Below are 21812 nucleotides of genomic sequence, written 5' to 3' on the forward strand. Positions count from 1 at the left end.
GCATGATCCCGCCAGTATTCCCGCGTGTGGCGGCCGCTGACGGTGCGGTCCCACACATTGCGTGCATTTGCTGGCCGTTGCAGGTGCTTTGTGGCAAACTTGTCGGCGGAACAAAGCAATGTCGAGGTGAGGATGGCGCAGCAGGCGGGGCAGGAAGCAGGGCGGACGGGCATCTATCTGAGTCCGATGGCGCAGCGGCGCGCGGATTTTTCCGACGCGTGCGCGTCCCTGTTCGCGCGCCTGGATCTCGCCGACAGTGCGGACGTCGCCGCGAGCCTGATGGCGCGCGCGCAGCCCGACCTGCTCATCATCGACCTCGACCGTTTCGAGCCGAGCATCGATCTCGATGCGCTGGCCGACCTCGTCGCCCGCCGCGCCGGTGCGCCCGTGCTGCTGCTGTGTCCCTTCGCGGGCGTCGCCTGGCTGCCCGCGCTGATGGCGTCCGGGCCGCTGCGCTATGCCGTCACGCCGCTGGACGGGGCGGCACTGCGTACGATGGTCGAGACGACGCTCGCCCAGCCGGGCGCCCCGACATGCGATGCGGCCGGCCTGCGCGCCTTGCTCGACCTGCGTACCCGCGTGCAGGCCGCGCTGGACGACGCGGAGGATGCGCACACCTTGGCAGAAAGCCTGTGCGCCGCGCTGTGTGCGTGGCCCGGCGTGCTGCACGCGGGCCTGTTCCTGCTGAGGGAAGGCAACGACCTGCAACTGGTCGCGCAGCAGGGCCCGGACGGCTTGCTGTTGGGCGCGCTGCTGCAGCGCACGGACCGGCTGCTGCAGGCGCCGCTGCGCCACGCGTTCCCCGGCCTGCTGGCGGCCGCCGGCGGGACCGCGGCCCTCATCGAGGCCCCTGAGCAGCCGGGCGAGCCGGCGCTGGCCGACGGCTTGCTCGCGCATGGCGTCGCGATGGCGCTGGGCGTGCCGATTCCGGCGGACGGGCCCGGCGCGCCGCGCGGCGCCTTGTCGCTGCTGTTCGATGCGCCGCGCGCCTTCTCGCTCGACGAGTGGAACACCCTGGCCGACGTGGCCCGCCTGGCCGCCTTCGGCCTGCGGCTCGCGGCGATCGGCCAGGAAAACGAGCACCTGCTCGTGCGCCTGACGTACATCTCGACGATGGACGCGCTGACGGGCGTCGCGAACCGCCGTCACGGCGAGGAATTGCTGGACAAGGAGATCAAGCGCGCCCGCCGCTACCGCGTGCCGCTGGCGCTGCTCGCGTTCGACATCGACCGTTTCAAGGCCGTCAACGACACGTACGGCTATCCGGTCGGCGACGTGGCGCTGCGCACCGTGGCCGACACGGCGCGCGCCGTGCTGCGCGCCAGCGACGTGCTCGTGCGCTCGGGCGGCGAGGAATTCCACATCATCGCGCCGCACACGAGCGCCATCGACGGCCTGCGCATGGCGGAAAAGGTGCGGGTGGCGATCGAGCAGGCGCAGATCCCCGGCTGCGACCACGTGACGGTGAGTCTCGGCGTCGCGCAGCTGGGCGAGCAGGAGAGTGGCGACTCCCTGACGCAGCGCACCGACGCCGCCCTCGCGCGCGCGAAGCGGGCCGGTCGCAATTGCGTCGAGCTGGCGATGCAGTGAGCACGGCCGTCTCTTTTTCAGCACAGCAACCACGCGGATTGTTGACGCACGGCACGGCGTTCGATTGCAAGCGCATCCCAGCTGTGGCAGGATGGAACCACGGTATTAGAGAAAAGGTGGATATCATGCCTCGCCCGAGCACTATCGTTATTCTGTTGTCAACCGTCGTCCTCGTAGTCCTCGGTTTCGCTGCCGCCGCCCCGGCCGGCATCGCCCTGGCCCTGACATTCGAACTGGTCGCATCGAAGCAGGCCGCCGACCGCGAGCGCGCCCTGCGCACCGCCCGCGTGGCCCGGCCGCTGCGCCGCCGCCGCTGACCGGTCCCGGTCGCCATTCGCATGCTTGACCGGCTGTGCGGCCGGCCGAGCGCGCGTCTTCTCCGAGCCGCTTTCCAGCGGCCGTCCGCTTCACCCCTCCGCTTCGCATTCCGGCGCGCACCGCGCTCGTCCCTGACCCCGTCGCGTCCGCACCGTTGCGGTGCCGCCCGTGCCGTACTGGTGCGCGTCATCCCGCGCGGGTAGCGCATGCCCCGGGGCGGTGCCCCGCGCGCACCCGTTTGCAACTGGCATGCATCGTGCTAACTCATCCGGCATGCGCGACTGCACTGCCGACGATCCTCAATCCACTACCTCCTGGCACGCGAGCCTGCACCTGGGCTTTGCGCGCGACGGCGCCTGCACGCGCCTCGTGCGGCGCGAGCACCGCGGGCCGCTGCGCGTTCAGAAGGCGCTGTATCCGGAAGGGCCGGGCGCCTGCCACGTGATCGTCGTGCATCCGCCCGGCGGCATCGTCGGCGGCGACCGCCTCGACATCGCGCTCGATGCGCAGGAAGGCTGCCACGTGCTCGCCACGTCGCCCGGTGCCGCCAAATGGTATCGGGCGAACGGGCGCATGGCGCGCCAGGACGTGCGCCTCGTTGCCGCAGCGGGCGCCGCCATCGAGTGGCTGCCGCAGGAAACGATTTTCTACGACGGCGCCGACGTCGCGCTCGCGCACGACGTGGACCTCGCGCCGGGCGCCGTCTACGTCGGCAGCGAAGTGCTGTGCTTCGGGAGGCAGGCGTCCGGCGAGCGTTTTACGCACGGCCGCGTCGTGCAGCGGACACGCATCCGCATCGCCGGCCGGCCCGTGTGGTGGGAGCAGGGCGCCGTGACGGCGGAAACGCTCGCCAGCCCGCTGGGTATGCAGGGCTGCAGCGTGTGCGCCACGCTGCTCGCCATCGGCAAGCCCGTGCCCGCCGCGCTGCAGAACGTCGTGCGCAGTGTCGACCCGGACCTGGCCGTCAGCCAGGTGAAGCAGGTGTTCGTGGCCCGCTTCCTCGGCGACGACGGCGAACGGGCGCGCGCCGCGCTTGCGCTCGCGTGGCAGGCGCTGCGTCCGCACCTGCTCGACCGGCCGGCGACGCCGCCGCGCATCTGGAACACCTAACGGGAACGCCATGGACCTGACCCCACGCGAAAAAGACAAACTGCTGATCTTCACGGCCGCGCTGCTGGCCGAACGCCGCCGCGCGCGCGGCCTCAAGCTGAACTACCCGGAAGCCGTCGCGCTGATCGCGGCCGCGATCATGGAAGGCGCGCGCGACGGCAGGAGTGTAGCGGAGCTGATGAGCGAGGGCACGGCCGTCCTCGCGCGCGCCGACGTGATGGACGGCGTGCCGGAGATGATCCCGGAAATCCAGGTCGAAGCCACTTTCCCCGACGGCACCAAGCTCGTCACCGTCCACAACCCGATCCCGTGACCCCGCCATGAAAATCCTCCTCCTCGATGCCCAGGCTTGCGCCGTCATGCGCGTCAAGCTGGCCGACCTCCTGCTGGACGCCGTGGCGCACGGCGCGTCACCCGACCCCGCCGCCATCCCCCACGGCCGCCACGTGCAGCGCTACTGGGAAGACGTGGGCGCGGCCATCGCCGCGGGCACGCGCGTGCTGCTGGCGGCCGCGCACGATGGCGCGCTGCTGGGCACCGTGCAGCTGGACCTGTGCCAGCGCCCGGATGACCACCATCTCGCCTTCGTCCGGGCGCTGACGGTACACAGCCGCGCGCGCCGGCGCGGCATCGGCGGGGTGCTGCTGCGTGCGGTCGAAGCGGAGGCGCGCGCGCTGGGGCGCGGCGAATTGCGGCTCGTCGCGCTGGCCGGCACCGGTGCCGAGACGTTGATCCGCGACCTCGGCTACGCGCGCGCGGGCGACGCATCCAGCGCGATGGCCGAGTACACGAAAACCCTGTCGATGCCGGAGGCCGCATGATCCCGGGCGAATACTTCTTGGGCGACGGCGACGTCGTGCTCAACGCGGGCCGGCGCACAGTCACGCTCGTCGTCGCGAACGCGGGCGACCGGCCCGTGCAGGTCGGCTCGCACTATCACTTCCACGAGGCGAACGACGCGCTGCAATTCGACCGCGCCCTGGCCCGCGGCATGCGCCTGAACATTGCGGCCGGCACCGCCGTGCGCTTCGAGCCGGGCCAGCGCCGCACCGTCGAACTGGTCGATCTCGCGGGCGACCGCATCGTGCATGGTTTCCAGGGCCGTATCGGCGGCCCGCTCGACGGAGGCGCGTAAATGGTGACGATCAGCCGCCAGGCCTATGCCGACATGTACGGCCCCACGACGGGCGACCGCATCCGCCTCGCGGACACGGACCTCGTCATCGAGATCGAGAAGGACTACGCCATCTACGGCGAGGAGGTGAAGTTCGGGGGCGGGAAGGTGATCCGCGACGGCATGGGCCAGTCGCAGCGCGTGCGCGCGGACGTGATGGACACGGTGATCACGAACGCCGTCATCGTCGACCACTGGGGCATCGTCAAGGCCGACATCGGCATCAAGGATGGCGTGATCGCCGCCATCGGCAAGGCGGGCAACCCGGACATCCAGCCGGGCGTGACGATCGCCATCGGCGGCGCGACGGAGATCATCGCGGGCGAGGGCATGATCGTCACGGCCGGCGGCGTCGACACGCACATCCATTTCATCTGCCCGCAGCAGATCGAGGACGCGCTGATGTCCGGCATCACGACGATGCTGGGCGGCGGCACGGGCCCGGCCGTCGGCACCGCGGCGACGACGTGCACGCCCGGCGCGTGGCACATCGAGTCCATGCTGCGTGCGGCCGACGCGTTCCCGATGAACCTGGGCTTCTTCGGCAAGGGCAACGTGAGCGCCGCGCGTCCGCTGGAAGAACAGATCGAAGCGGGCGCCGTGGGCCTGAAGCTGCACGAGGACTGGGGCAGCACGCCGGCCGCCATCGACAGCTGCCTGTCCGTGGCCGAGCGCATGGACATCCAGGTCGCCCTGCATTCGGACACGCTGAACGAGGCCGGCTTCCTCGAGTCCACGCTGGCCGCGTTCAAGGACCGCACGATCCACACGTTCCACACGGAAGGCGCGGGCGGCGGGCACGCGCCGGACATCATCGCCGCCGTCGGCCGCGACAACGTCCTGCCGTCGTCGACGAACCCCACGCGCCCGTACACGGTGAACACGCTGGACGAGCACCTGGACATGCTGATGGTGTGCCACCACCTCGACCCGGCGATCGCGGAAGACGTGGCGTTCGCGGAATCGCGCATCCGCCGCGAGACCATCGCCGCCGAGGACATCCTGCACGATATCGGCGCCATCTCGATGATGTCGTCCGACTCGCAGGCGATGGGCCGCGTGGGCGAGACGATCACGCGCACGTGGCAGACGGCGCACAAGATGAAGGTGCAGCGCGGCCCGCTCGACGGCGATTCCTCGCGCAGCGACAACGCGCGCGTAAAACGCTATGTGGCGAAGTACACGATCAATCCCGCCATCACGCACGGCATCGCGCACGCCGTCGGCTCGCTGGAACCGGGCAAGATCGCCGACATCGTGCTGTGGCGACCCGCGTTCTTCGGCGTCAAGCCATCGATGATCCTGAAAGGCGGGATGATCGCCGCGAGCCTGATGGGCGACCCGAATGCGTCGATTCCCACGCCGCAGCCCGTGCATTACCGGCCCATGTTCGGCGCGTTCGGCGGCGGGCTGCGGACGTCGTTCACGTTCGTGTCGCAGGCCGCGTTCGACCTCGGCGTCGCGCAGCGGTTGGCGCTTGCCAAGACCGTGATCCCCGTGCGCGCGACGCGCGGGCTGCGCAAGCGCGACATGATCCACAACGGGGCGGCGCCGCATATGGAAGTCGATCCGGAAACGTACGAGGTGCGCGCGGACGGGCGGCTGCTCGTGTGCGAACCGGCCGCCGTGCTGCCGCTGGCGCAGCGCTACTTTTTGTTTTGATTTCACGTAGGGTGGACAGGTTTCCTGTCCACGCGGTGATCGTTGGCGGTAACCGGACCGCGCACGATACCGGAGCCGTTGGCTATCACCGCGTGGACGGCAAGCCGTCCACCCTACGGATGATTGGAGAAGACATGCTGTCACTGCATACGAAGATCGCACACGCCGACGTCGTCCACGACGAGCTCGTGCTGCCGTACGACCAGCGCGAGCGCTGCCGCCAGCGGGCGCGCCTCGCGTCCGGCGAGGAAGTCGCGCTGTTCCTCGTGCGCGGCACCGTGCTGCGCGACGGCGAGCTGCTGACGGGCGAGGGCGGGCGCGTCGTGCGCGTCGTCGCGGCGCTCGAACCCACGTACGTCGTGCGCTGCGAGACGCCCACGCTGCTCGCGCGCTGCGCGTTCCACCTGGGGAACCGCCACACGCAGGTGCAGGTGGGGCCGGACTGGCTGCGCATCCGCGTCGATCCTGTGCTGAAGGAGATGGTGCTGGGCCTCGGCGCGCGCGTCGACGAGGAATTGGCGAAGTTCGAGCCGGAGCCGGGTGCCTATGCGGGCCACGGACATGGCCACGATGGTCACCACGGCCACGGCGGCGTCCTGCTGGCGCCCGTCCCGGTACGCCAGAAGATCCACCGCCCGGCCGACCTGGCAACGGACGCATGAACGCGGCGAGCCTCCTGCACCTGCTGCAGTTCGCGAGCCCCGCGTTGCCGATCGGCGGCTACAGCTATTCGCAAGGCCTCGAGGCCGCGATCGAGGCCGGCAGCGTGCACGATGCCGCCAGCGCGCACGCGTGGCTCGTGCGCTGCCTCGACGAGGTGCAGGCCCGCTGGGACGGTCCGCTGCTGTGGCGCCTGATGCAGGCATTCGCCGCGCGCGACATGCCCGCCGTCGCCGACTGGAGCGCCTGCTATCTCGCGTCGCGCGACACTGCCGAGCTGCGCGCGGAGACCGTGCAAATGGGCTATTCGCTCACGCGGCTGCTCGCGGACCTGGGTGTCGCGGACGTCGGTCTGCCGGGCGGCGAGGTGCCGCTGCCGGCCGCCTACGCGTGCGCGGTGTGCGCGCTCGGCATCCCGCACGAGGAGGCGCTGCTGGCGCTGCTGTTCGCATGGGCCGAGAACCAGGTGCTCGTGTGCGTGAAGTCCGTGCCGCTGGGGCAGGTGGCGGGACAGCGCCTGCTGCTGGCGCTGCGCCCGGAGCTGGAGCGCGCGGCCGCCACGGCGCGCGGCTTGCCCGACGAGGCGCTGTCGAACTGGGCCCCCGGCCTGTCCGTGCTGTCGATGCGGCACGAGGTGCAGCATGGGCGGTTGTATCGATCCTAAGGAGGCAACATCATGACATCGAATCCCCTGCGCGTGGGCATCGGCGGCCCCGTCGGCTCCGGCAAGACTGCGCTGTGCGAACTGCTGTGCCGGCGCATGCGCGCGCACTACGACATGGCCGTCATCACCAACGACATCTATACGCGCGAAGACATGGAAATTCTGCTGCGCGCCGAGGCGCTGCCGCCGGAGCGGCTGATGGGTGTGGAGACGGGCGGCTGTCCGCACACGGCGATCCGCGAGGATGCGTCGATCAACCTGGAAGCCATCGCCCGGCTGCAGGCCGAGTTTCCGGCGCTGGAACTGGTGCTCGTGGAGTCCGGCGGCGACAACCTGGCCGCCACGTTCAGCCCCGAGCTGTCGGACCTCACGTTGTACGTGATCGACGTGGCCGGTGGCGAGAAGATCCCGCGCAAGGGCGGGCCCGGCATCACTCGCTCCGACCTCCTCATCATCAACAAGACGGACCTGGCGCCGCACGTGGGCGCGAACCTGGACGTGATGGCGGCCGACGCGCGCCGCCAGCGCGGCGAGCGGCCGTTCGTGTTCACGAATCTGCGCACGGGCGACGGCGTGGACGACGTCGTGAAGTTCATCCGCGAGCAGGGATTGCTCGACCAATGACACTGCCATCCATCGAAAGGAACATCATGAACTGGAATCACGACACGGGCCGCAGGGCGGCTGCCACGGCGATCCTGCTCGCGGGCCTGGCCGTCGCGCTGCCCGCCGCGGCGCATCCGGGCCATGCGGAGACCGGCTTCGCGGCCGGCGTGCTGCATCCGCTGACGGGCCTCGATCACCTGCTGGCGCTGCTGGCCGTCGGCTTGTGGAGCCGCACGCAGCGCCATGGGGCCGTCCTGCCGGCCGTATTCCTCGCGCTGATGGCGACGGGTGCGGCGTGCGCGGGCGCCGGCTTCGTGCTGCCGGCGCTGGAGACGTCGATTGCCGCCACGGTGCTGTTGCTGGGCGGGCTGGCCGCGTGCGCGCCCAACTGGCAGCGGCGCATGCCGCCGCAACTGGCGGTCGTCGTCGTGGGAAGCTGTGCCGTGCTGCACGGTCTGGCGCATGGCCGCGAGCTGGCGGGGATGGCGAGCGGCGCCGGCTTCCTGCTCGCGAGCGGCGCGTTGATGCTGGTCGGGGCGTTGCCGGGCGCGCGCGTGCGGCGCTGGGCCGGCGCCGCGATCGGTGCGGCGGGCTTATGCCTGCTGGCGGGACTCGTCTGACGGACTCGCCGGGTCGGCCAGCCGGATAGGCGCGGCCTTCTGCGGATACAGCGCGCGTACGCCTTCGTACGCCTGCGCGACGGCGGCCATGTCGGCCGCTTCGTCGCCCGTCAGCGTCAGGGTGTGCGTGACGTCGACGACTTTCTTGCCGTAGTCCAGTGCGACGAGCAGCACGGGCACGTCGGCGGCCAGCGCGATGCGGTAGAAGCCGCTCTTCCAGTGCGGGCGGTAGCTGCGCGTGCCTTCCGGTGTGATGGCGAGCCAGAACCACGGCGCCGCCCGCATCGTCTGCGCGAGGCGCACGATCGCGCCCTGCGGCGCGCTGCGGTCGACGGCCACGCCGCCCCAGTAGCGCATCAGGGCGCCCATCGGACCGCGGAACAGCGAATCCTTCGCGAGCCAGCGGAATTGCACGCCCACGGCCCACTTGGCCACCAGGCCGATGGGGAAATCCCAGTTCGACGTGTGCGGATACACGACGACGACGCCGTGCGGGCCGGGCAGCGGTTTGAACCGCAGGTTCCAGCCGAGCGCGTTCAGGAGGCGCAGCGCCGCGCGCTGGCCCCAGGTCGGCAGCGCCGCGGGGCGCATCAGGTAGTCGTCCATGTTCTCGTTTCTCAGCAATATCCGTTGTGCCCTGGCAAGCAAACCGGGCATTTTATAGCGCTGCCGGAAGGGGGACAAGCGAAAAAACTGGAAGCGTTGCGGTCCCGTCGGTATCATCCTTGCCTCTCGAACAAGGATTTTCAAGATGGACATCACGATTTTTCACAATACGCGCTGCGGTACCTCGCGCACCACCCTGGACACGATCCGCGCGGCCGGCGTCGAACCGCGCGTCGTCGACTACCTCGCGCAGCCGCCGTCGCGCGACGAATTGAAGGACCTCATCGCGCGCGCGGGCCTGTCCGTGCGCGACGCCGTGCGCAGCAAGGAAGCGCTGTTCGCGGAGCTGGGCCTGGACGATCCGGCCGCGACGGACGACGCGCTGCTGGACGCGATGGTCGCCCATCCGATCCTGATCAACCGGCCGTTCGTCGTGACGCCGAAAGGCGTGCGCCTGTGCCGGCCCGCCGACCTGGTGCGCGAGATCCTCTAGGCCGCGCAGAAAGGAAGAGGGCGGCCGCAGCCGCCCTCGCGCCCGCGCCGTGCTGCGCGGGCGATGCGCGATCAGCCGACCTTAGTTGGAGTACAGCAGGCCGCGGGCCGCACCGGCAACATAGATCCTGCCATAGGTGTTCTGGTCCGCCGCCACGAGGCCGATGCCGCCGAACTGGTGGCTGTCGTCATTGAAACGGATCCAGCTGGCGCCGGCATCGTCGGATTCCCACACGCCCCACTGGCCATTGATCACACCCACGACGTAGACGGCGGCCGAGTACGAGGCGCCGGCGGGTGCCTTGCCGAGCGCGACGACGCTGGCGCCCTGCACGTCGGGCCACGAGTTGGTGCCCCAGATCGACGAGAAGTTGCCGAGCTTGGTCCAGGTGGTGCCGGAGTTGGTCGAGTGGTACACGGCGTTGCCGTCCGCCAGCCAGACGTCACCCTCGACGTTCGGGTTCACTGCCAGCGAGGTGGCGTGGAACGGATTCGGTGCCAGCCCTGCCGACACCGAGCCCTGGCTCAGCGTGAACGTGTGACCGCCGTCCGTCGAGACATAGACCTTGCCCGCGGAACCGCTCCACCATGCGCCACCCGAATCGTAGGCATAGACTTTGTTCGCGTTCTTGCGGTCCGCCGCGAGCCGGTAGCTGCGCGGGACGCCGCCGATCGCCGTCAGCGCGGGCAGGTTCGTCGCAGTCCAGGTCGTCCCGCTGTCGGTGGTGTACGACGGTACGCCATCGGCCGGCGCCCACACTGCCTTGTTGCGCGCGGTGACGGCGATGTTGGACGCGTCGGCGGGGTTCGTGCCGCCGGTCGGCGTCTTGGCGAACTTCGTCCACGTGTTGCCGCTGTCGCCCGACCAGTAGCCATAGCCCGTGTTGTTCGATTCCCCGATGATGGCGATGTAGGTCGAATCAGACCAGGCCACGTCGGCCGAATTGCCGTTGCTGAAGCCCGTCGACGGGCCCTTGGTCGGGGACGTCGTGAGGTCGGTGTGGACCCAGGTGCCGACGTCGCCCGAGCTGTTGACCAGCTTGTACGATGCGCCGGCGGGCGGGGTGACGATGGCCAGCGGGGCGGTCTCCTCGATGTTGTTCACCTTCAGGGTCCAGCTGGGCGAGGCCGCCGACGCGGTCCACGTCTCCCAGATGCCGCCGCCGTACACGTGCATGATGTGGTCACGGTTGCTCGGATCGATCTCGACGTCGTCGATCCAGCCCCAGTACTCGCCGTTGGACGGCGTATGCGGCTTCTGCGACACGATTTCGCGCCAGGTGGTGCCGCCGTCGTCGGACAGCTTCATGATGTTCTGGCCGGCGAAATCGCCCCAGGTGCCGCTCACGCCCAGCGCGATGCGCGTGGTCGAGCCGGTGCCGTAGACCGACAGGCCGCTGTAGCCGCCCCAGCTGTTGGCCGACGTGTTGAGCAGGGTCCAGCTGCCGCCATCGTTATTGCCGCCGAACCGGTACAGGTAGCCGGGACCGCCGGCGCCCGGGCCGGCGTCCTTGTTGAACGCGATGTAGTAATAGCCGTCGGCGGCGCGCACGATGTGCGGGATGTGGTACCCGGTCACGGCGGACGGCACCGGGATCGCCGTCCAGCTGTTGCCGCCGTCGTTGGACTTGAAGAAGGTCGACGTCAGGCCCGCCGCGCTGGCGTAGTCCGGCGCGACGGCCGCGAACATGACCCACGTGCCCTGCGTGCCGCCCGATGTCCCCGTTTCGAACATCAGATGCTCGACGCCAATCGCGCTGGCGGTCATATGGGTGGACGACAGCCCGGTCCTCTGGTACCAGGTCTTGCCCGCGTCCCAGCTGCCCCACAGGCCGTCCCGGCGCGAGGCGTAGAACATCGTCGACGGATTGTGCGGGTCGACCTTCAGGCGCTCGCCGATCGCGCGACCGGAATCGTTGCCGCTCACGACGAACGGCAGGGCGTAATAGTTCCAGCTGTTGCCGCGGTCGGTGGAATAGTACAGCCGGCCGTTGCCGCTCGCGCCGGCGACCATGTAGACCTTCTGGTCGTTTTGCGGATCGAGCGCGATGCTTTCGACAGCGTGGAAGCTGCCGTCGGCCGCACCGAAACCTTTTCCATCGGTGATGGGCACCCACGCCGACGTGGCCGAGTTCCAGCGGTAGGCGCCGCCGACGTCGGTGCGGGCGTACAGGACGTTCGCGGACGTCGGATGATAGATCAGCCCGGTGACATAGCCGACGCCGCCGAATTTCACGCTGTTCCACGTGGTTGCCGCGGACCCGACGGTTGCCAGTAACCGGCTGGTGCCGTTCTGCGCCGGAGTGCTGTCCGACGCCCCGCCACAGGCCGCCACGAGTGCTGCGGCGCCGACGGAAAGCAGGGCGATTCTCGTCCTGAATGCTCTCATACGTGGTTCCTCCAAAAAGAATGCTGTGATTGATATGTAGTCGTGACTTCCGCCTTGCGACCGTCATCGGCCGGACCGGTGCGATCGGCCGCGCCTCTCCGTGCGCCGGGTCATTCTGCGAGCAGCATCGCGCTTCGTTCAATTGCGAAGATCGTCGGCTCGCCAAGAAAATCGCGTGACAATTCGAGAGAATTGTTTGTTCGGAGCAGCAATAGTCGATGCCGGGAAAGCACGCCGTGGGTGCGAGCACCTTTCGTGGGAGGAAGCCGCCGAGCCGGTTTGACACTGCCAAATCCTGAGTGATATAGTCGTCCGATCGCGATTGGGAACGTTTCCAATTCCGCGCACACAACGACGGGAGACACGATGACGACGAGACGGGACGCAATGCGGCTGCTGGGTGCCGCCACCTTCGTGGGCGGGCAGATGGCCGCGGCGGGCCGGTCCGCGGCCGCGCCGGCGGGACAGCAGGGCGCGGCCAGGAAGGACACGGCGTGGCAAGTCGTCACGTCCGCGCCGGGCGCCGAGCGCTTCATGGCGCGTCCGCTCGACGCATTCCAGCCGGCCGCCCAGCCGCCCGAGACGGACATCGACGTGTTCGTGGACACGACCAGGCGCTTCCAGGAAGTGTTCGGCTTCGGCGGCGCCGTCACGGATGCCGTGGCCGAAGTCCACGCGACCCTCGCACCCAGCGCCCAGCAGGCGTTCCTGACCGCGTATTTCGATCCGCGCGCGGGCCTCGGCTACAGCGTGCTGCGCACGACGATCCACAGTTCCGATTTCGGCAGCCGCAGCTACACGTACGTGCGCGACGACGACACGGCGCTCGCATCGTTCAGCATCGCACCGGACTTGCAGCTGCGCGTGCCGCTGCTGCGCGCGGCACTGGCGGCCGGGCGGGCGCACGGCACGGACGTACGCGTGTTCGCGAGCCCGTGGAGCGCGCCCGCATGGATGAAGTCGAACGGCAGCATGGTCGGCGGCGGCACCTTGCTGCCCGCGTATCGCGACACGTGGGCGCGCTACGTCGTGAAATTCGTGCAGGCCTACGAAGGGGCGGGCGTGCCGTTGTGGGGCCTCTCCGTGCAGAACGAGCCGATGGCGAAGCAGACGTGGGAATCGATGGTCTTCACCGCGGAGGACGAGACTCGCTTCCTCGCCGACCACCTGGGACCTGCGCTGCGTGCGGCGGGCCTGGGCAGCCGCAAGATCATCGTGTGGGACCACAACCGCGACCTGCTGCCGCAGCGCGCCGCGCACCTCCTGTCCGACCCGAAGGCGCGGCCGTATGTGTGGGGCGTGGGCTATCACTGGTACGAGACGTGGGCAGGCGGGGAGCCGATGCACGCCAACGTCGCCGCCGTGCACGAGGCGTGGCCGGACGTGAACCTGCTGATGACGGAAGGCTGCATCGAGAAATTCGACGCGGCGCGCCTGCAGGACTGGGCCAACGGCGAGCGCTACGCGAGCCAGATGATCGCCGACCTGAACGCGGGCGCCTGCGGCTGGGTCGACTGGAACATGCTGCTCGACAGCCGCGGCGGCCCGAACCACAAGGACAATTACTGCTTCGCCCCGCTGCACGCGAGTGCCGACGGCCAGCTCGTGTTCACGCCCATCTACACGGCGATCGGCCACTTCAGCCGCTACATCCGCCCGCGCGCGCGCCGCGTGAGCGCCGCCACGAGCCGCAGCACACTGGCCGCGACGGCGTTCCGCAACGCCGACGGCACGCTCGCCGTCGTCGTCATGAACCGCAGCGACGCGCCGCAGCGCTACCGCCTGTTCATCGACCGGCGCGAGGCCGCTGTCGAGATCCCGCCCCGGGCATTCCAGACCGTCGTCGGCTGAGCGGCGATCCATCCTCCGCGCATATTCCTGCCAACGCCTGCACGAAAGCCGCACTTCAGTTACATTGTGCGGCGAGACCCATGCCGGAAGATCGGGCCACGAAAGGCCGGGTCGGCTCTGCCGGCCTTGAAAATATGGGTATATACACTTACATTGGCGTTCCGTATCCACAGGAGATAGCGATGAGCCGTAAGACCCCCATCGAGCGTTACCGCAACATCGGCATCAGTGCCCACATCGATGCCGGCAAAACCACGACCACGGAGCGCATCCTGTTCTACACCGGTGTCAACCACAAGATCGGCGAGGTGCACAACGGCGCGGCGACGATGGACTGGATGGAGCAGGAGCAGGAACGCGGCATCACGATCACGTCGGCCGCGACGACCGCGTTCTGGAAGGGCATGGGCGGCAATTTCGCCGAGCATCGCATCAACATCATCGACACGCCGGGCCACGTCGACTTCACGATCGAGGTCGAGCGCTCGATGCGCGTGCTCGACGGCGCCGTCATGGTCTACGATTCCGTGGGCGGCGTGCAGCCGCAGTCGGAAACCGTGTGGCGCCAGGCGAACAAGTACAAGGTGCCGCGCATCGCGTTCGTCAACAAGATGGACCGCGTGGGCGCCGACTTCTTTCGCGTCCAGCAGCAGATCAAGGACCGCCTGAAGGGCAACGCCGTGCCGATCCAGATCCCGCTCGGCGCGGAAGAGCACTTCGAGGGCGTGATCGACCTCGTCAAGATGCGCGCCATCCGCTGGGACGACGCGAGCCAGGGCGTGCGCTTCACCTATGAAGACATCCCGGCCGACCTGCTTGGGCTGGCGCAGACGTGGCGCGACCACATGATCGAGGCGGCGGCCGACGCGACACCCGAGCTGACGGAGAAGTACCTGAACGGCGAGGAACTCTCGGAAGACGAGATCAAGGCCGCGCTGCGCGCGCGCACGATCGCGGGCGAGATCGTCCCGATGCTGGCCGGCTCCGCCTTCAAGAACAAGGGCGTGCAGGCGATGCTGGACGCCGTCGTCGAATACCTGCCGTCCCCGGTGGACGTGCCGGCGATCGCGGGCCACGACGAGGACGACAACCCGCTGGAGCGGCATCCGTCCGACGACGAGCCGTTCTCCGCGCTCGCCTTCAAGATCATGACCGACCCGTTCGTCGGCCAGCTGACGTTCTTCCGCGTGTACTCGGGCGTCGTGAATTCCGGCGACACCGTCTACAACCCGACCAAGGGCCAGAAGGAGCGCCTGGGCCGCATCCTGCAGATGCACGCGAACGAGCGCAAGGAGATCAAGGAGGTGTTCGCGGGCGACATCGCGGCGGCCGTCGGCCTGAAGGGCGTGACGACGGGCGACACGCTGTCCGATCCGGACAAGGTCATCGTGCTGGAAAAGATGTCGTTCCCGGAACCCGTGATCTCGCAGGCCGTCGAGCCGAAGACGAAGGCCGACCAGGAAAAGATGGGCATCGCCCTGTCGCGCCTCGCGCAGGAAGACCCGTCGTTCCGCGTGCGCACGGACGAGGAATCGGGCCAGACGATCATGTCCGGCATGGGCGAGCTGCACCTGGAGATCCTCGTCGACCGCATGAAGCGCGAGTTCGGCGTCGAGGCGACCGTCGGCAAGCCGCAGGTGGCGTACCGTGAGACGATCCAGAAAACCGTCGAGAACATCGAGGGCAAGTTCGTCAAGCAGTCGGGCGGCAAGGGCCAGTATGGCCACGTGGTGCTGAAGCTCGAACCGATGGAGCCGGGCAAGGGTTACGAGTTCGTCGACGCCATCAAGGGCGGCGTCGTGCCGCGCGAGTACATCCCCGCGGTCGACAAGGGCATCCAGGAGACCTTGCAGGCCGGCGTGTTGGCCGGCTACCCTGTCGTGGACGTGCGCGCGACGCTGACCTTCGGTTCCTACCACGACGTCGACTCGAACGAGAACGCGTTCCGCGTGGCGGCGTCGATGGCGTTCAAGGACGGCATGCGCAAGGCGGCGCCGGAGCTGCTCGAGCCGATGATGCAGGTCGAGGTCGAGACGCCGGAGGAATTCACGGGCAACGTGATGGGCGACTTGTCGACGCGGCGCGGCGTCGTGCAGGGCATGGACGAGATCCCGGGCGGCGGCGGGAAGCTGATCGACGCCGTCGTGCCGCTGGCGGAGATGTTCGGCTACTCGACCACGTTGCGCTCGCTGACGCAGGGCCGCGCCACGTACACGATGGAGTTCAAGCATTACGCGGCGGTGCCCAAGCACATCCTCGATCAGATCGCGACGGCGCGCGCCGCAAAATAGCGGTAGGGTGGACGGCTCCGCCGTCCACCCTACGTTTGCATATATGGAGACGTTGATGAAGACACTGTCACTGCCATCCGGCCGCGCGATCCCCGTCCTCGGCCAGGGCACGTGGAACATGGGCGAAGACCCGTCCGCGCGCCCGGCCGAAGTCGCCGCGCTGCGGCTCGGCCTGGACCTCGGCATGACGCTCGTCGACACGGCCGAGATGTACGGCGAGGGCGGCGCCGAGGAGGTGGTCGGCGAAGCGATCGCCGGCCGGCGCGACGAGGTGTTCCTGGTGAGTAAAGTGTATCCGCACAACGCCTCGCGCGCAGGCGTGCGCGCCGCGTGCGAGCGCAGCCTGCGCCGGCTGCGCACGGACCACCTCGACCTGTACCTGCTGCACTGGCGCGGCGGCGTGCCGCTGGCGGAGACGCTGGAGGCGTTCGGCCGCCTGCGGGATGAGGGCAAGATCCGCGACTACGGCGTCTCGAACTTCGACACGGACGACATGCTGGAAGCGGCGGCGCTGCCGGAAGGAGAAAGGATCGCCGCAAACCAGGTGCTGTACAACCTCGTCAAGCGCGGGATCGAATGGGATCTGCTGCCGTGGTGCCGCGACCGGGGCATCCCGGTGATGGCCTACTCGCCGCTGGAATCGACGCCGGCGGAGCAGCGCGCGCTGCTGGGGCATCCGCAGCTGGCCGAGGTGGCGCGCCGCCACGATGCGACGCCGGCCCAGGTGGCGCTGGCGTGGCTGCTGCGCCAGGACGGCGTCGTCACGATTCCGAAAGCCGTGCAGCCGGCCCACGTGCGCGCCAACCGCGCCGCGCTGGACCTCGCGCCGCGCCTCGGCCCGGACGATCTCGCATTGTTGGACGCGGCCTTTCCGCCGCCGGGACGCCGCCGTCCGCTGGCGATGCGCTGAACGCGGCGTGCGCCGGTCAGTGCGGCGCGCGGCCCGGCGCCCGCGTACCCGCGGCGGGGTCGTCGCGATGGCCGCCCAGCCACACGAGCAGGTCGGGTGATGCGAGCGGGCGGCTGAACAGATAGCCTTGTCCCTTCGCGCACGCCTGCGCGCGCACGGCGGCGGCCTGCGCCTCCGTCTCGATGCCTTCGGCCACCGTGTTCATGCCGAGGCTTTGCGCCACCTTCACGGTCGCCTCGATCAGCACGCGGTGGTGGTGGCTCGTGTCGGCCTGGGCGACGAACGAGCGGTCGATCTTGACCGTGTCGACGGGGAGGAGGTGCAGGCTTGAGAGCGACGAATACCCGGTGCCGAAATCGTCCAGCGCCAACGTGACGCCGATCGCCTTCAGTTCGTGCAACCGCTGCTGCACGTGCTGGTCCTGCGCCGCGAGGCTCTCCGTCACTTCCAGCTGCAGCTGTTCCGGCCTCATGCCGTTCTGCGCGAGCACGTCGCGCACGATCTGCGCGAAACCCGGCTCCGCGAGCTGGGCGCGCGACAGATTCACGGCCAGCAGCCGCGGCGCCTCCTCGCCCAGGGCGCGCTGCCATGCTGCGAAGTCGCTGCAGGCGCGCCGCAGCACGAAGTCGCCCAGCGGGCCGATGAGGCCCGACTCTTCCGCGACGGGGATGAATTCGAACGGCGGCACGACGCCCCGGACCGGGTGCTGCCAGCGCACCAGCGCCTCGACGCCGGCGGCGATGTCGGTGGCGCCGTCCGCACGCAGGCCGACGACCGGCTGGTAGACGACGAACAGCTGGTCTTCCAGCAGCGCGAGGCGCAGTTCCGACTCGATGTCGGCGCGGCGCGCGGCCTTCTCGCGCATCGCCGTCTCGAACGCAACCCAGCGGGCGCCGCCCACGCGCTTCGCTTCGACCATCGCGATGCTGGCGTCGCGCAGCATTTCGCCGGCACCGGCGCCGGCGTCGCCGCTCCACACGAGGCCCATGCTCAGCTTGCACGTGACGTGCTGGCCCGCCAGCGCGTGCGGCCGCGCGAGCGCGTCGAGCAGGCGCGTGGCCACGCGTTCGGCGTCCGCGCGGGCGCGCAGGCCGTCCAGCACGACGGCGAATTCGTCGGCGCCGACGCGGGCCGCCATCTGGCCGCCGGCCGCGTGCGGGTCGATGCGGTCGCTCGGCGGGCGCAAGGTGGCGCGGATGCGTTCGCCGATCTGCACGAGCAGGGCGTCGCCGGTCTCCTGGCCGAGTGCGTCGTTGATCTGGCGGAAGCGGTCGCAATTGAGGAACAGCAGGGCGAAGCCCGCGCCGGCCGCGGCGGGCCGGTCGAGCATCTGCTGCAGCTGTTCCAGCATGGCTTCGCGGTTCGGCATGCGCGTCAGCGCGTCCGTGCGGGCCTGGCGTTCCAGGCGGCGCGCCAACCGGGACTGCTCGCGCCGCATGTCGGCGGTGGCGTCGGTGACGGTCGCCATCAACCGCGTGCCGTCGAGCTTCAGGACGCTGAGCGCCAGCACCTGCGGCCCGCCTTCGACGGCGGCGCTGCCCAGCGCCACGCGCAGGCCGTCGCACACGATGCCGGACGGCTGGTCGAACGCTTCCGTCATCGCGCGAAGTTGCGGAGCCACGTCCTGCAGCACGGTGAACAGGTTGTCCAGGCTGCCGTCGCGCGCGAGCGGCATCAGGAGGTTCGACGACATCGGGTTCAGCATGTCGACCGTGCCGTCCAGGCCCGTCTGCACGAGGCCGATGGGTGCGCGGTACAGGAACTGGACGAGGGCCTCGTAGGCGTCGGATTTGTGCGTATCCATCATGGGGTCGCGGCGTGGGTACGGTGGGTAGGAGGCGAGCCGTCCGCCTGCGCCTTCGTGTCGGCCGCCGTCATTGCTTGCGCTGCACGAGGACGTAACGGACGGGGACGTCCGGCGCGGCCAGCAGCCGCAAGGCCACCTTCACGGGACGCATGCGCAAGGTGAGCACGTAGGCGATCGTGTCGTCGAGCGCCGTGCCGTCGTCCTCGGCATCCTCGAAGCGCTGCGCCACCATGAAATTGTTCAGGCACGGCGCGACGTTCGTGAACAGCGGCTGGCCCAGCACGCGCTCGGGGGCGAGGCCGGCGGCTTCGGCCTCGAAGCGGTTGTAGCGGCAGACGCGGGTCGTGTCGTCGAACCCGATGACGCCGAAGTCCAGGCGGTCGAGGTCGTCCGCGGACAGCGGCGCGAGGCGGGTGAGCAGGTCCGGCGTGGCGAAGGTCAATTCGGTGGCGGTCATCGGGACTCCGCAGACTGTGTCATTGGTGTTGCAAACAAGAAATGCATAGTGACATGGCGTCATGTCTCTGTCAAATCAATCGCATGCATATGTGACATTCGTGCCGCGTTTGACAGGTGAGGCGGCGCCCGTCAAAGTCTGCGCTGACGCCACATCGCGAGACACCATGTCCGAACGAGATCATTCTGCAACAAATCATGCCGGGAGCGGCGCATGGTGGACGCGCGGAAATTTCCTTCAGCGCGTCGTGACGGACTTGCTCGCTGCCGAACTGGGCCGGATGCGGCCCGGCCGCCCGCCGCCGCCCGCACCGTGGGCGCCGGTTGTCGAGTTCGTGCGCGACCTCGGTACCGATTCGCTGGAGCTGATGGGCCTCGGCACGGCGCTGGTCGAAGCGCTGCACCTGGATTCAGGCATCGACGATCGACTGCTGGCGCGGCCTTGCCTTGCCGACTGGGTCGAAAGCGCGCGTGCCGCGCTGGACGCGTCCGACCTTGCGCTGACCTTCCGGACATCCGGCAGCAGCGGCGATCCGAAGCGCTGCACGCACGCGCTCGCGACCTTGGCGCAGGAAGCGGACGCACTGGTCGCGCTCGTGCAGGGCCGGCGCCGCGTCCTCAGCGCCGTGTCCAGCCACCACATCTACGGCTTCCTGTTCACGGTGCTGTTGCCGCAGCGCCTCGGCGGCGGGGTGGACGTGATCGACGTCCGCCAGGCCGCACCGTCCGCACTGGCAGGCCTCGTGCGCGCCGGCGACCTGGTCGTCGCGCATCCGCTGTGGTGGGAAGCGGCCGCGCGGTGCGCGCCCGCGTTCGCGGCGGACGTCGCCGGCGTGACGTCGACGGCGCCGTGTCCGGACGCGCTCGCCGATGCGCTGGCGGCGGCGGGCCTGCGCCTGTTGCAGGTGTACGGCAGCTCGGAAACGGCCGGCGTGGGGTGGCGCGACCGGGCCGACACGCCGTTCGCATTGCTGCCGCACTGGACGCGCGCGGACGAGCCCAATGCCCTGCTGCGCACGCTGCCCGATGGGTCGACGCGCTCCTATCCTCTGCAGGACCGCCTGGATTGGATGGACGGGCGCCACTTCCTGCCGGCCGGCCGCATCGACGCCGCCGTGCAGGTGGGCGGCACGAACGTGTTCCCGGCCTATGTCGCGGACGTGCTGGCGCAGCATCCGCACGTGCGCGAGGCCGCGGTGCGCCTGATGCGGCCGGACGAGGGACGGCGGCTGAAAGCCTATGTCGCGGCTCGACCCGATGCGGACCTCGACGCCTTGCGCGCCGAGCTGCCGGCGTGGGCCGCGCAACGCCTGGCGCCGGCCGAACGGCCCGCCGCGTGGACGTTCGGCCCGCGCCTGCCGCGCCAGGCCAGCGGCAAGCTGGCCGACTGGATCATCGACGCGGAGCCGTGACGGGGACGACGGCCGCCATGTACGCGTCGAGGAAAGCCTGCGGCATGCGGCGCGGGCGGCCGCTGGAGAGTTCGATGCACACGAGATCCCAGCGGCCGCGCAGCACCGTCGCGCCATCGGATTCGCGCACCAGCTGGAAGCGGCGTTCCATGGCGAGCTTGCCGTCGCCCGCGACGAGCCACGTACCCAGCACGAGCGCTTCGCCGGCGAACGTCGGCAGCAGGTAATCGTATTCGCCGCGCCGGATCGCCATCGCGCGGTCCAGCCGGCGGTAGTCGTCCAACGTGAGGCCCAGCGCCTCCGAATGCGCCCATCCCGCCTGTTCGCACCAGCGCACGTAGACGGCGTTGTTCGTGTGATTCAGGCCGTCGATGTCGTCCGCGTGCGGCACGCGGGGCAGCGTGAACGGCTGCGGGTGATCCCAATCCAAGAGGTGTCCTTTCAATCAGGGCGCGTCGCGGTTCCACTCGACGCCTTTCGGGCAGTCGACGTTCATCGCCGCCGGTGCGTCCGGCATGCCTTGCAACAGGATGCCGACGCCGCCCGCGCGGCGGCAGCGCGCCCCGTTCGCCGTGCGGTAGCGGTACATGACGACGCCGTCCGGCGATGTGTAGGTGTCCGTCTGGATCGTCATCGAGCGGTCGACGTGGGCCGATTCGAGACCCCGCCGGAAGCGCGCCGAGGCCGTATCGGCTTCGGTGGGCACACCCGGCTTGCCGTTGCGCAGCTCGCGGTCGATGCGGCCCGCCTGGCGCGCCGCGAGACTGTACGTGAAGCCGCCAGGCGGCGTCCCTTCGCCAGGCGCGGGCGTGTTCGCGGTGGCGCCGGCCGGCACGTCCGTCGGCGCGTCCGGCGCGGCGGCCGAGGCAGTGGACGGCGGCGTGTCGGGCAGGGCTGCAGCCGGTGGGTGCGGCCGCGGCGGGGGCATCACCGGTACGGGGATCCCCGGGGGGAGCGACGACTCGGCCATGGACGTCGCCCGTGCGCCATCCGCTTGCAGCAGGATCGTCACGACGCGCGCCGGCGATGCAGGCGGCGCCTGGCGCCGAGCCTGCGCCCACAGCAACAGCACCAGCAGGTGGACGGCGCACGTGGCGGCGAGCACGGCGCGCCGGTGCGCATCGCGGCCCGTTCGCAGCACGCCCGTGTTCATGCGCGGGAGCTCCCGTGCATCCGTGGTGCCGGCCTGTTGCC

At 69.6% G+C, this 21812-nt stretch carries 22 protein-coding genes; 16 read left to right on the top strand and 6 right to left on the bottom strand.

What is annotated here, in order from left to right; translation table 11 throughout:
* Positions 1–90 precede the first annotated feature (90 nt).
* The 11 genes from NX784_RS22050 (at position 91) to NX784_RS22100 (ending at position 8404) form a co-directional block, all read left to right on the top strand.
* Positions 91–1590: a diguanylate cyclase gene (locus NX784_RS22050; RefSeq protein ID WP_258818838.1), complete on the top strand. Its 1500-nt coding sequence runs from the start codon at positions 91–93 to the stop codon at positions 1588–1590.
* Between the two features lie 155 nt (positions 1591–1745).
* Positions 1746–1907 carry a hypothetical protein gene (locus NX784_RS22055; RefSeq protein ID WP_258818839.1) on the top strand — a complete coding sequence of 54 codons (162 nt, stop codon included), beginning with the start codon at positions 1746–1748 and terminating at the stop codon, positions 1905–1907.
* 250 nt (positions 1908–2157) lie between these two features.
* Positions 2158–3018, top strand: a complete 861-nt coding sequence (locus tag NX784_RS22060; protein WP_258818840.1) for an urease accessory protein UreD — start codon at positions 2158–2160, stop codon at positions 3016–3018.
* A gap of 10 nt (positions 3019–3028) precedes the next feature.
* Positions 3029–3331: an urease subunit gamma gene (locus NX784_RS22065; protein ID WP_258818841.1), complete on the top strand. Its 303-nt coding sequence runs from the start codon at positions 3029–3031 to the stop codon at positions 3329–3331.
* 7 nt (positions 3332–3338) lie between these two features.
* Entirely contained in the window at positions 3339–3839 is a 501-nt protein-coding gene (locus tag NX784_RS22070; RefSeq protein ID WP_258818842.1) for a GNAT family N-acetyltransferase, read from the top strand.
* On the top strand, positions 3836–4153 hold the full coding sequence (locus NX784_RS22075; protein ID WP_258818843.1) for an urease subunit beta: 318 nt from the start codon (positions 3836–3838) through the stop codon (positions 4151–4153). The genes NX784_RS22070 and NX784_RS22075 overlap by 4 nt, the downstream gene beginning before the upstream one ends.
* Positions 4154–5854 (top strand): urease subunit alpha, encoded by a 1701-nt coding sequence (gene ureC / locus NX784_RS22080; RefSeq protein WP_258818844.1) that lies wholly within the window; start codon positions 4154–4156, stop codon positions 5852–5854. It begins immediately after the preceding gene.
* Between the two features lie 134 nt (positions 5855–5988).
* Positions 5989–6516 carry an urease accessory protein UreE gene (ureE, locus tag NX784_RS22085; RefSeq protein ID WP_258818845.1) on the top strand — a complete coding sequence of 176 codons (528 nt, stop codon included), beginning with the start codon at positions 5989–5991 and terminating at the stop codon, positions 6514–6516.
* Positions 6513–7178 carry an urease accessory protein UreF gene (locus tag NX784_RS22090; protein WP_258818846.1) on the top strand — a complete coding sequence of 222 codons (666 nt, stop codon included), beginning with the start codon at positions 6513–6515 and terminating at the stop codon, positions 7176–7178. The genes ureE and NX784_RS22090 overlap by 4 nt, the downstream gene beginning before the upstream one ends.
* Positions 7179–7190: 12 nt before the next feature.
* Complete coding sequence (ureG, locus tag NX784_RS22095; RefSeq protein ID WP_258818847.1) at positions 7191–7802, top strand: urease accessory protein UreG; 612 nt, start codon at positions 7191–7193, stop codon at positions 7800–7802.
* A 26-nt stretch (positions 7803–7828) separates the two neighbouring features.
* Positions 7829–8404, top strand: a complete 576-nt coding sequence (locus NX784_RS22100; RefSeq protein WP_258818848.1) for a HupE/UreJ family protein — start codon at positions 7829–7831, stop codon at positions 8402–8404.
* On the opposite strand, the gene NX784_RS22105 is transcribed toward NX784_RS22100, so the two are convergent.
* Positions 8378–9010: a 1-acyl-sn-glycerol-3-phosphate acyltransferase gene (locus tag NX784_RS22105; protein WP_258818849.1), complete on the bottom strand. Its 633-nt coding sequence runs from the start codon at positions 9008–9010 to the stop codon at positions 8378–8380. The two genes, NX784_RS22100 and NX784_RS22105, sit on opposite strands and share 27 nt — an antisense overlap.
* 145 nt (positions 9011–9155) lie before the next feature.
* Here NX784_RS22105 and arsC point away from each other — a divergent pair, with 145 nt between their 5' ends.
* Positions 9156–9503, top strand: coding sequence for an arsenate reductase (glutaredoxin) (arsC, locus tag NX784_RS22110; RefSeq protein WP_258818850.1), 348 nt, complete (start codon positions 9156–9158; stop codon positions 9501–9503).
* A gap of 81 nt (positions 9504–9584) precedes the next feature.
* Here arsC and NX784_RS22115 read toward each other — a convergent pair whose 3' ends face one another.
* Complete coding sequence (locus NX784_RS22115; RefSeq protein WP_258818851.1) at positions 9585–11891, bottom strand: exo-alpha-sialidase; 2307 nt, start codon at positions 11889–11891, stop codon at positions 9585–9587.
* A 366-nt stretch (positions 11892–12257) separates the two neighbouring features.
* On the opposite strand from NX784_RS22115, the gene NX784_RS22120 reads away from it, so the two are divergent.
* The 3 genes from NX784_RS22120 to NX784_RS22130 all read left to right on the top strand — a co-directional run bounded on the left by NX784_RS22120 (position 12258) and on the right by NX784_RS22130 (position 16943).
* Positions 12258–13742: a glycoside hydrolase family 30 protein gene (locus tag NX784_RS22120; RefSeq protein WP_258818852.1), complete on the top strand. Its 1485-nt coding sequence runs from the start codon at positions 12258–12260 to the stop codon at positions 13740–13742.
* 182 nt (positions 13743–13924) lie between these two features.
* Complete coding sequence (fusA, locus tag NX784_RS22125) at positions 13925–16033, top strand: elongation factor G (RefSeq protein ID WP_258818853.1); 2109 nt, start codon at positions 13925–13927, stop codon at positions 16031–16033.
* 55 nt (positions 16034–16088) lie between these two features.
* Entirely contained in the window at positions 16089–16943 is an 855-nt protein-coding gene (locus NX784_RS22130) for an aldo/keto reductase (protein WP_258818854.1), read from the top strand.
* Between the two features lie 16 nt (positions 16944–16959).
* Here the strand turns inward: NX784_RS22130 and NX784_RS22135 are convergent, their stop codons facing one another.
* Both NX784_RS22135 and NX784_RS22140 read right to left on the bottom strand, forming a co-directional pair.
* On the bottom strand, positions 16960–18750 hold the full coding sequence (locus NX784_RS22135) for a putative bifunctional diguanylate cyclase/phosphodiesterase (protein ID WP_258818855.1): 1791 nt from the start codon (positions 18748–18750) through the stop codon (positions 16960–16962).
* A 67-nt stretch (positions 18751–18817) separates the two neighbouring features.
* A complete protein-coding gene (locus NX784_RS22140) occupies positions 18818–19207 on the bottom strand; it encodes a phosphonate transporter (protein ID WP_258818856.1) in 390 nt (129 codons plus the stop codon).
* A gap of 247 nt (positions 19208–19454) precedes the next feature.
* Between NX784_RS22140 and NX784_RS22145 the strand changes: the two genes are divergently transcribed.
* Positions 19455–20618 carry an AMP-binding protein gene (locus NX784_RS22145; RefSeq protein ID WP_258818857.1) on the top strand — a complete coding sequence of 388 codons (1164 nt, stop codon included), beginning with the start codon at positions 19455–19457 and terminating at the stop codon, positions 20616–20618.
* Here the strand turns inward: NX784_RS22145 and NX784_RS22150 are convergent.
* Positions 20599–21048 (bottom strand): acyl-CoA thioesterase, encoded by a 450-nt coding sequence (locus NX784_RS22150; RefSeq protein WP_258818858.1) that lies wholly within the window; start codon positions 21046–21048, stop codon positions 20599–20601. The two genes, NX784_RS22145 and NX784_RS22150, sit on opposite strands and share 20 nt — an antisense overlap.
* A 15-nt stretch (positions 21049–21063) precedes the next feature.
* Complete coding sequence (locus NX784_RS22155; protein ID WP_258818859.1) at positions 21064–21771, bottom strand: hypothetical protein; 708 nt, start codon at positions 21769–21771, stop codon at positions 21064–21066.
* Between the last annotated feature and the right edge of the window lie 41 nt (positions 21772–21812).

Origin of the sequence: Massilia pinisoli (assembly GCF_024753285.1) — a bacterium.
GTDB classification, from domain to species: domain Bacteria; phylum Pseudomonadota; class Gammaproteobacteria; order Burkholderiales; family Burkholderiaceae_D; genus Telluria; species Telluria pinisoli.

Bases quoted from the DNA above. Each gene is read 5' to 3' on its own strand.
- NX784_RS22060 (WP_258818840.1), top strand. From the start codon at position 2,158: ATGCATCGTGCTAACTCATCCGGCATGCGCGACTGCACTGCCGACGAT.
- NX784_RS22065 (WP_258818841.1), top strand. From the start codon at position 3,029: ATGGACCTGACCCCACGCGAAAAAGACAAACTGCTGATCTTCACGGCC.
- NX784_RS22070 (WP_258818842.1), top strand. From the start codon at position 3,339: ATGAAAATCCTCCTCCTCGATGCCCAGGCTTGCGCCGTCATGCGCGTC.
- NX784_RS22075 (WP_258818843.1), top strand. From the start codon at position 3,836: ATGATCCCGGGCGAATACTTCTTGGGCGACGGCGACGTCGTGCTCAAC.
- ureC (WP_258818844.1), top strand. From the start codon at position 4,154: ATGGTGACGATCAGCCGCCAGGCCTATGCCGACATGTACGGCCCCACG.
- ureE (WP_258818845.1), top strand. From the start codon at position 5,989: ATGCTGTCACTGCATACGAAGATCGCACACGCCGACGTCGTCCACGAC.
- NX784_RS22090 (WP_258818846.1), top strand. From the start codon at position 6,513: ATGAACGCGGCGAGCCTCCTGCACCTGCTGCAGTTCGCGAGCCCCGCG.
- ureG (WP_258818847.1), top strand. From the start codon at position 7,191: ATGACATCGAATCCCCTGCGCGTGGGCATCGGCGGCCCCGTCGGCTCC.
- NX784_RS22100 (WP_258818848.1), top strand. From the start codon at position 7,829: ATGAACTGGAATCACGACACGGGCCGCAGGGCGGCTGCCACGGCGATC.
- NX784_RS22105 (WP_258818849.1), bottom strand. From the start codon at position 9,010: ATGGACGACTACCTGATGCGCCCCGCGGCGCTGCCGACCTGGGGCCAG.
- arsC (WP_258818850.1), top strand. From the start codon at position 9,156: ATGGACATCACGATTTTTCACAATACGCGCTGCGGTACCTCGCGCACC.
- NX784_RS22115 (WP_258818851.1), bottom strand. From the start codon at position 11,891: ATGAGAGCATTCAGGACGAGAATCGCCCTGCTTTCCGTCGGCGCCGCA.
- NX784_RS22120 (WP_258818852.1), top strand. From the start codon at position 12,258: ATGACGACGAGACGGGACGCAATGCGGCTGCTGGGTGCCGCCACCTTC.
- fusA (WP_258818853.1), top strand. From the start codon at position 13,925: ATGAGCCGTAAGACCCCCATCGAGCGTTACCGCAACATCGGCATCAGT.
- NX784_RS22130 (WP_258818854.1), top strand. From the start codon at position 16,089: ATGAAGACACTGTCACTGCCATCCGGCCGCGCGATCCCCGTCCTCGGC.
- NX784_RS22135 (WP_258818855.1), bottom strand. From the start codon at position 18,750: ATGATGGATACGCACAAATCCGACGCCTACGAGGCCCTCGTCCAGTTC.
- NX784_RS22140 (WP_258818856.1), bottom strand. From the start codon at position 19,207: ATGACCGCCACCGAATTGACCTTCGCCACGCCGGACCTGCTCACCCGC.
- NX784_RS22155 (WP_258818859.1), bottom strand. From the start codon at position 21,771: ATGAACACGGGCGTGCTGCGAACGGGCCGCGATGCGCACCGGCGCGCC.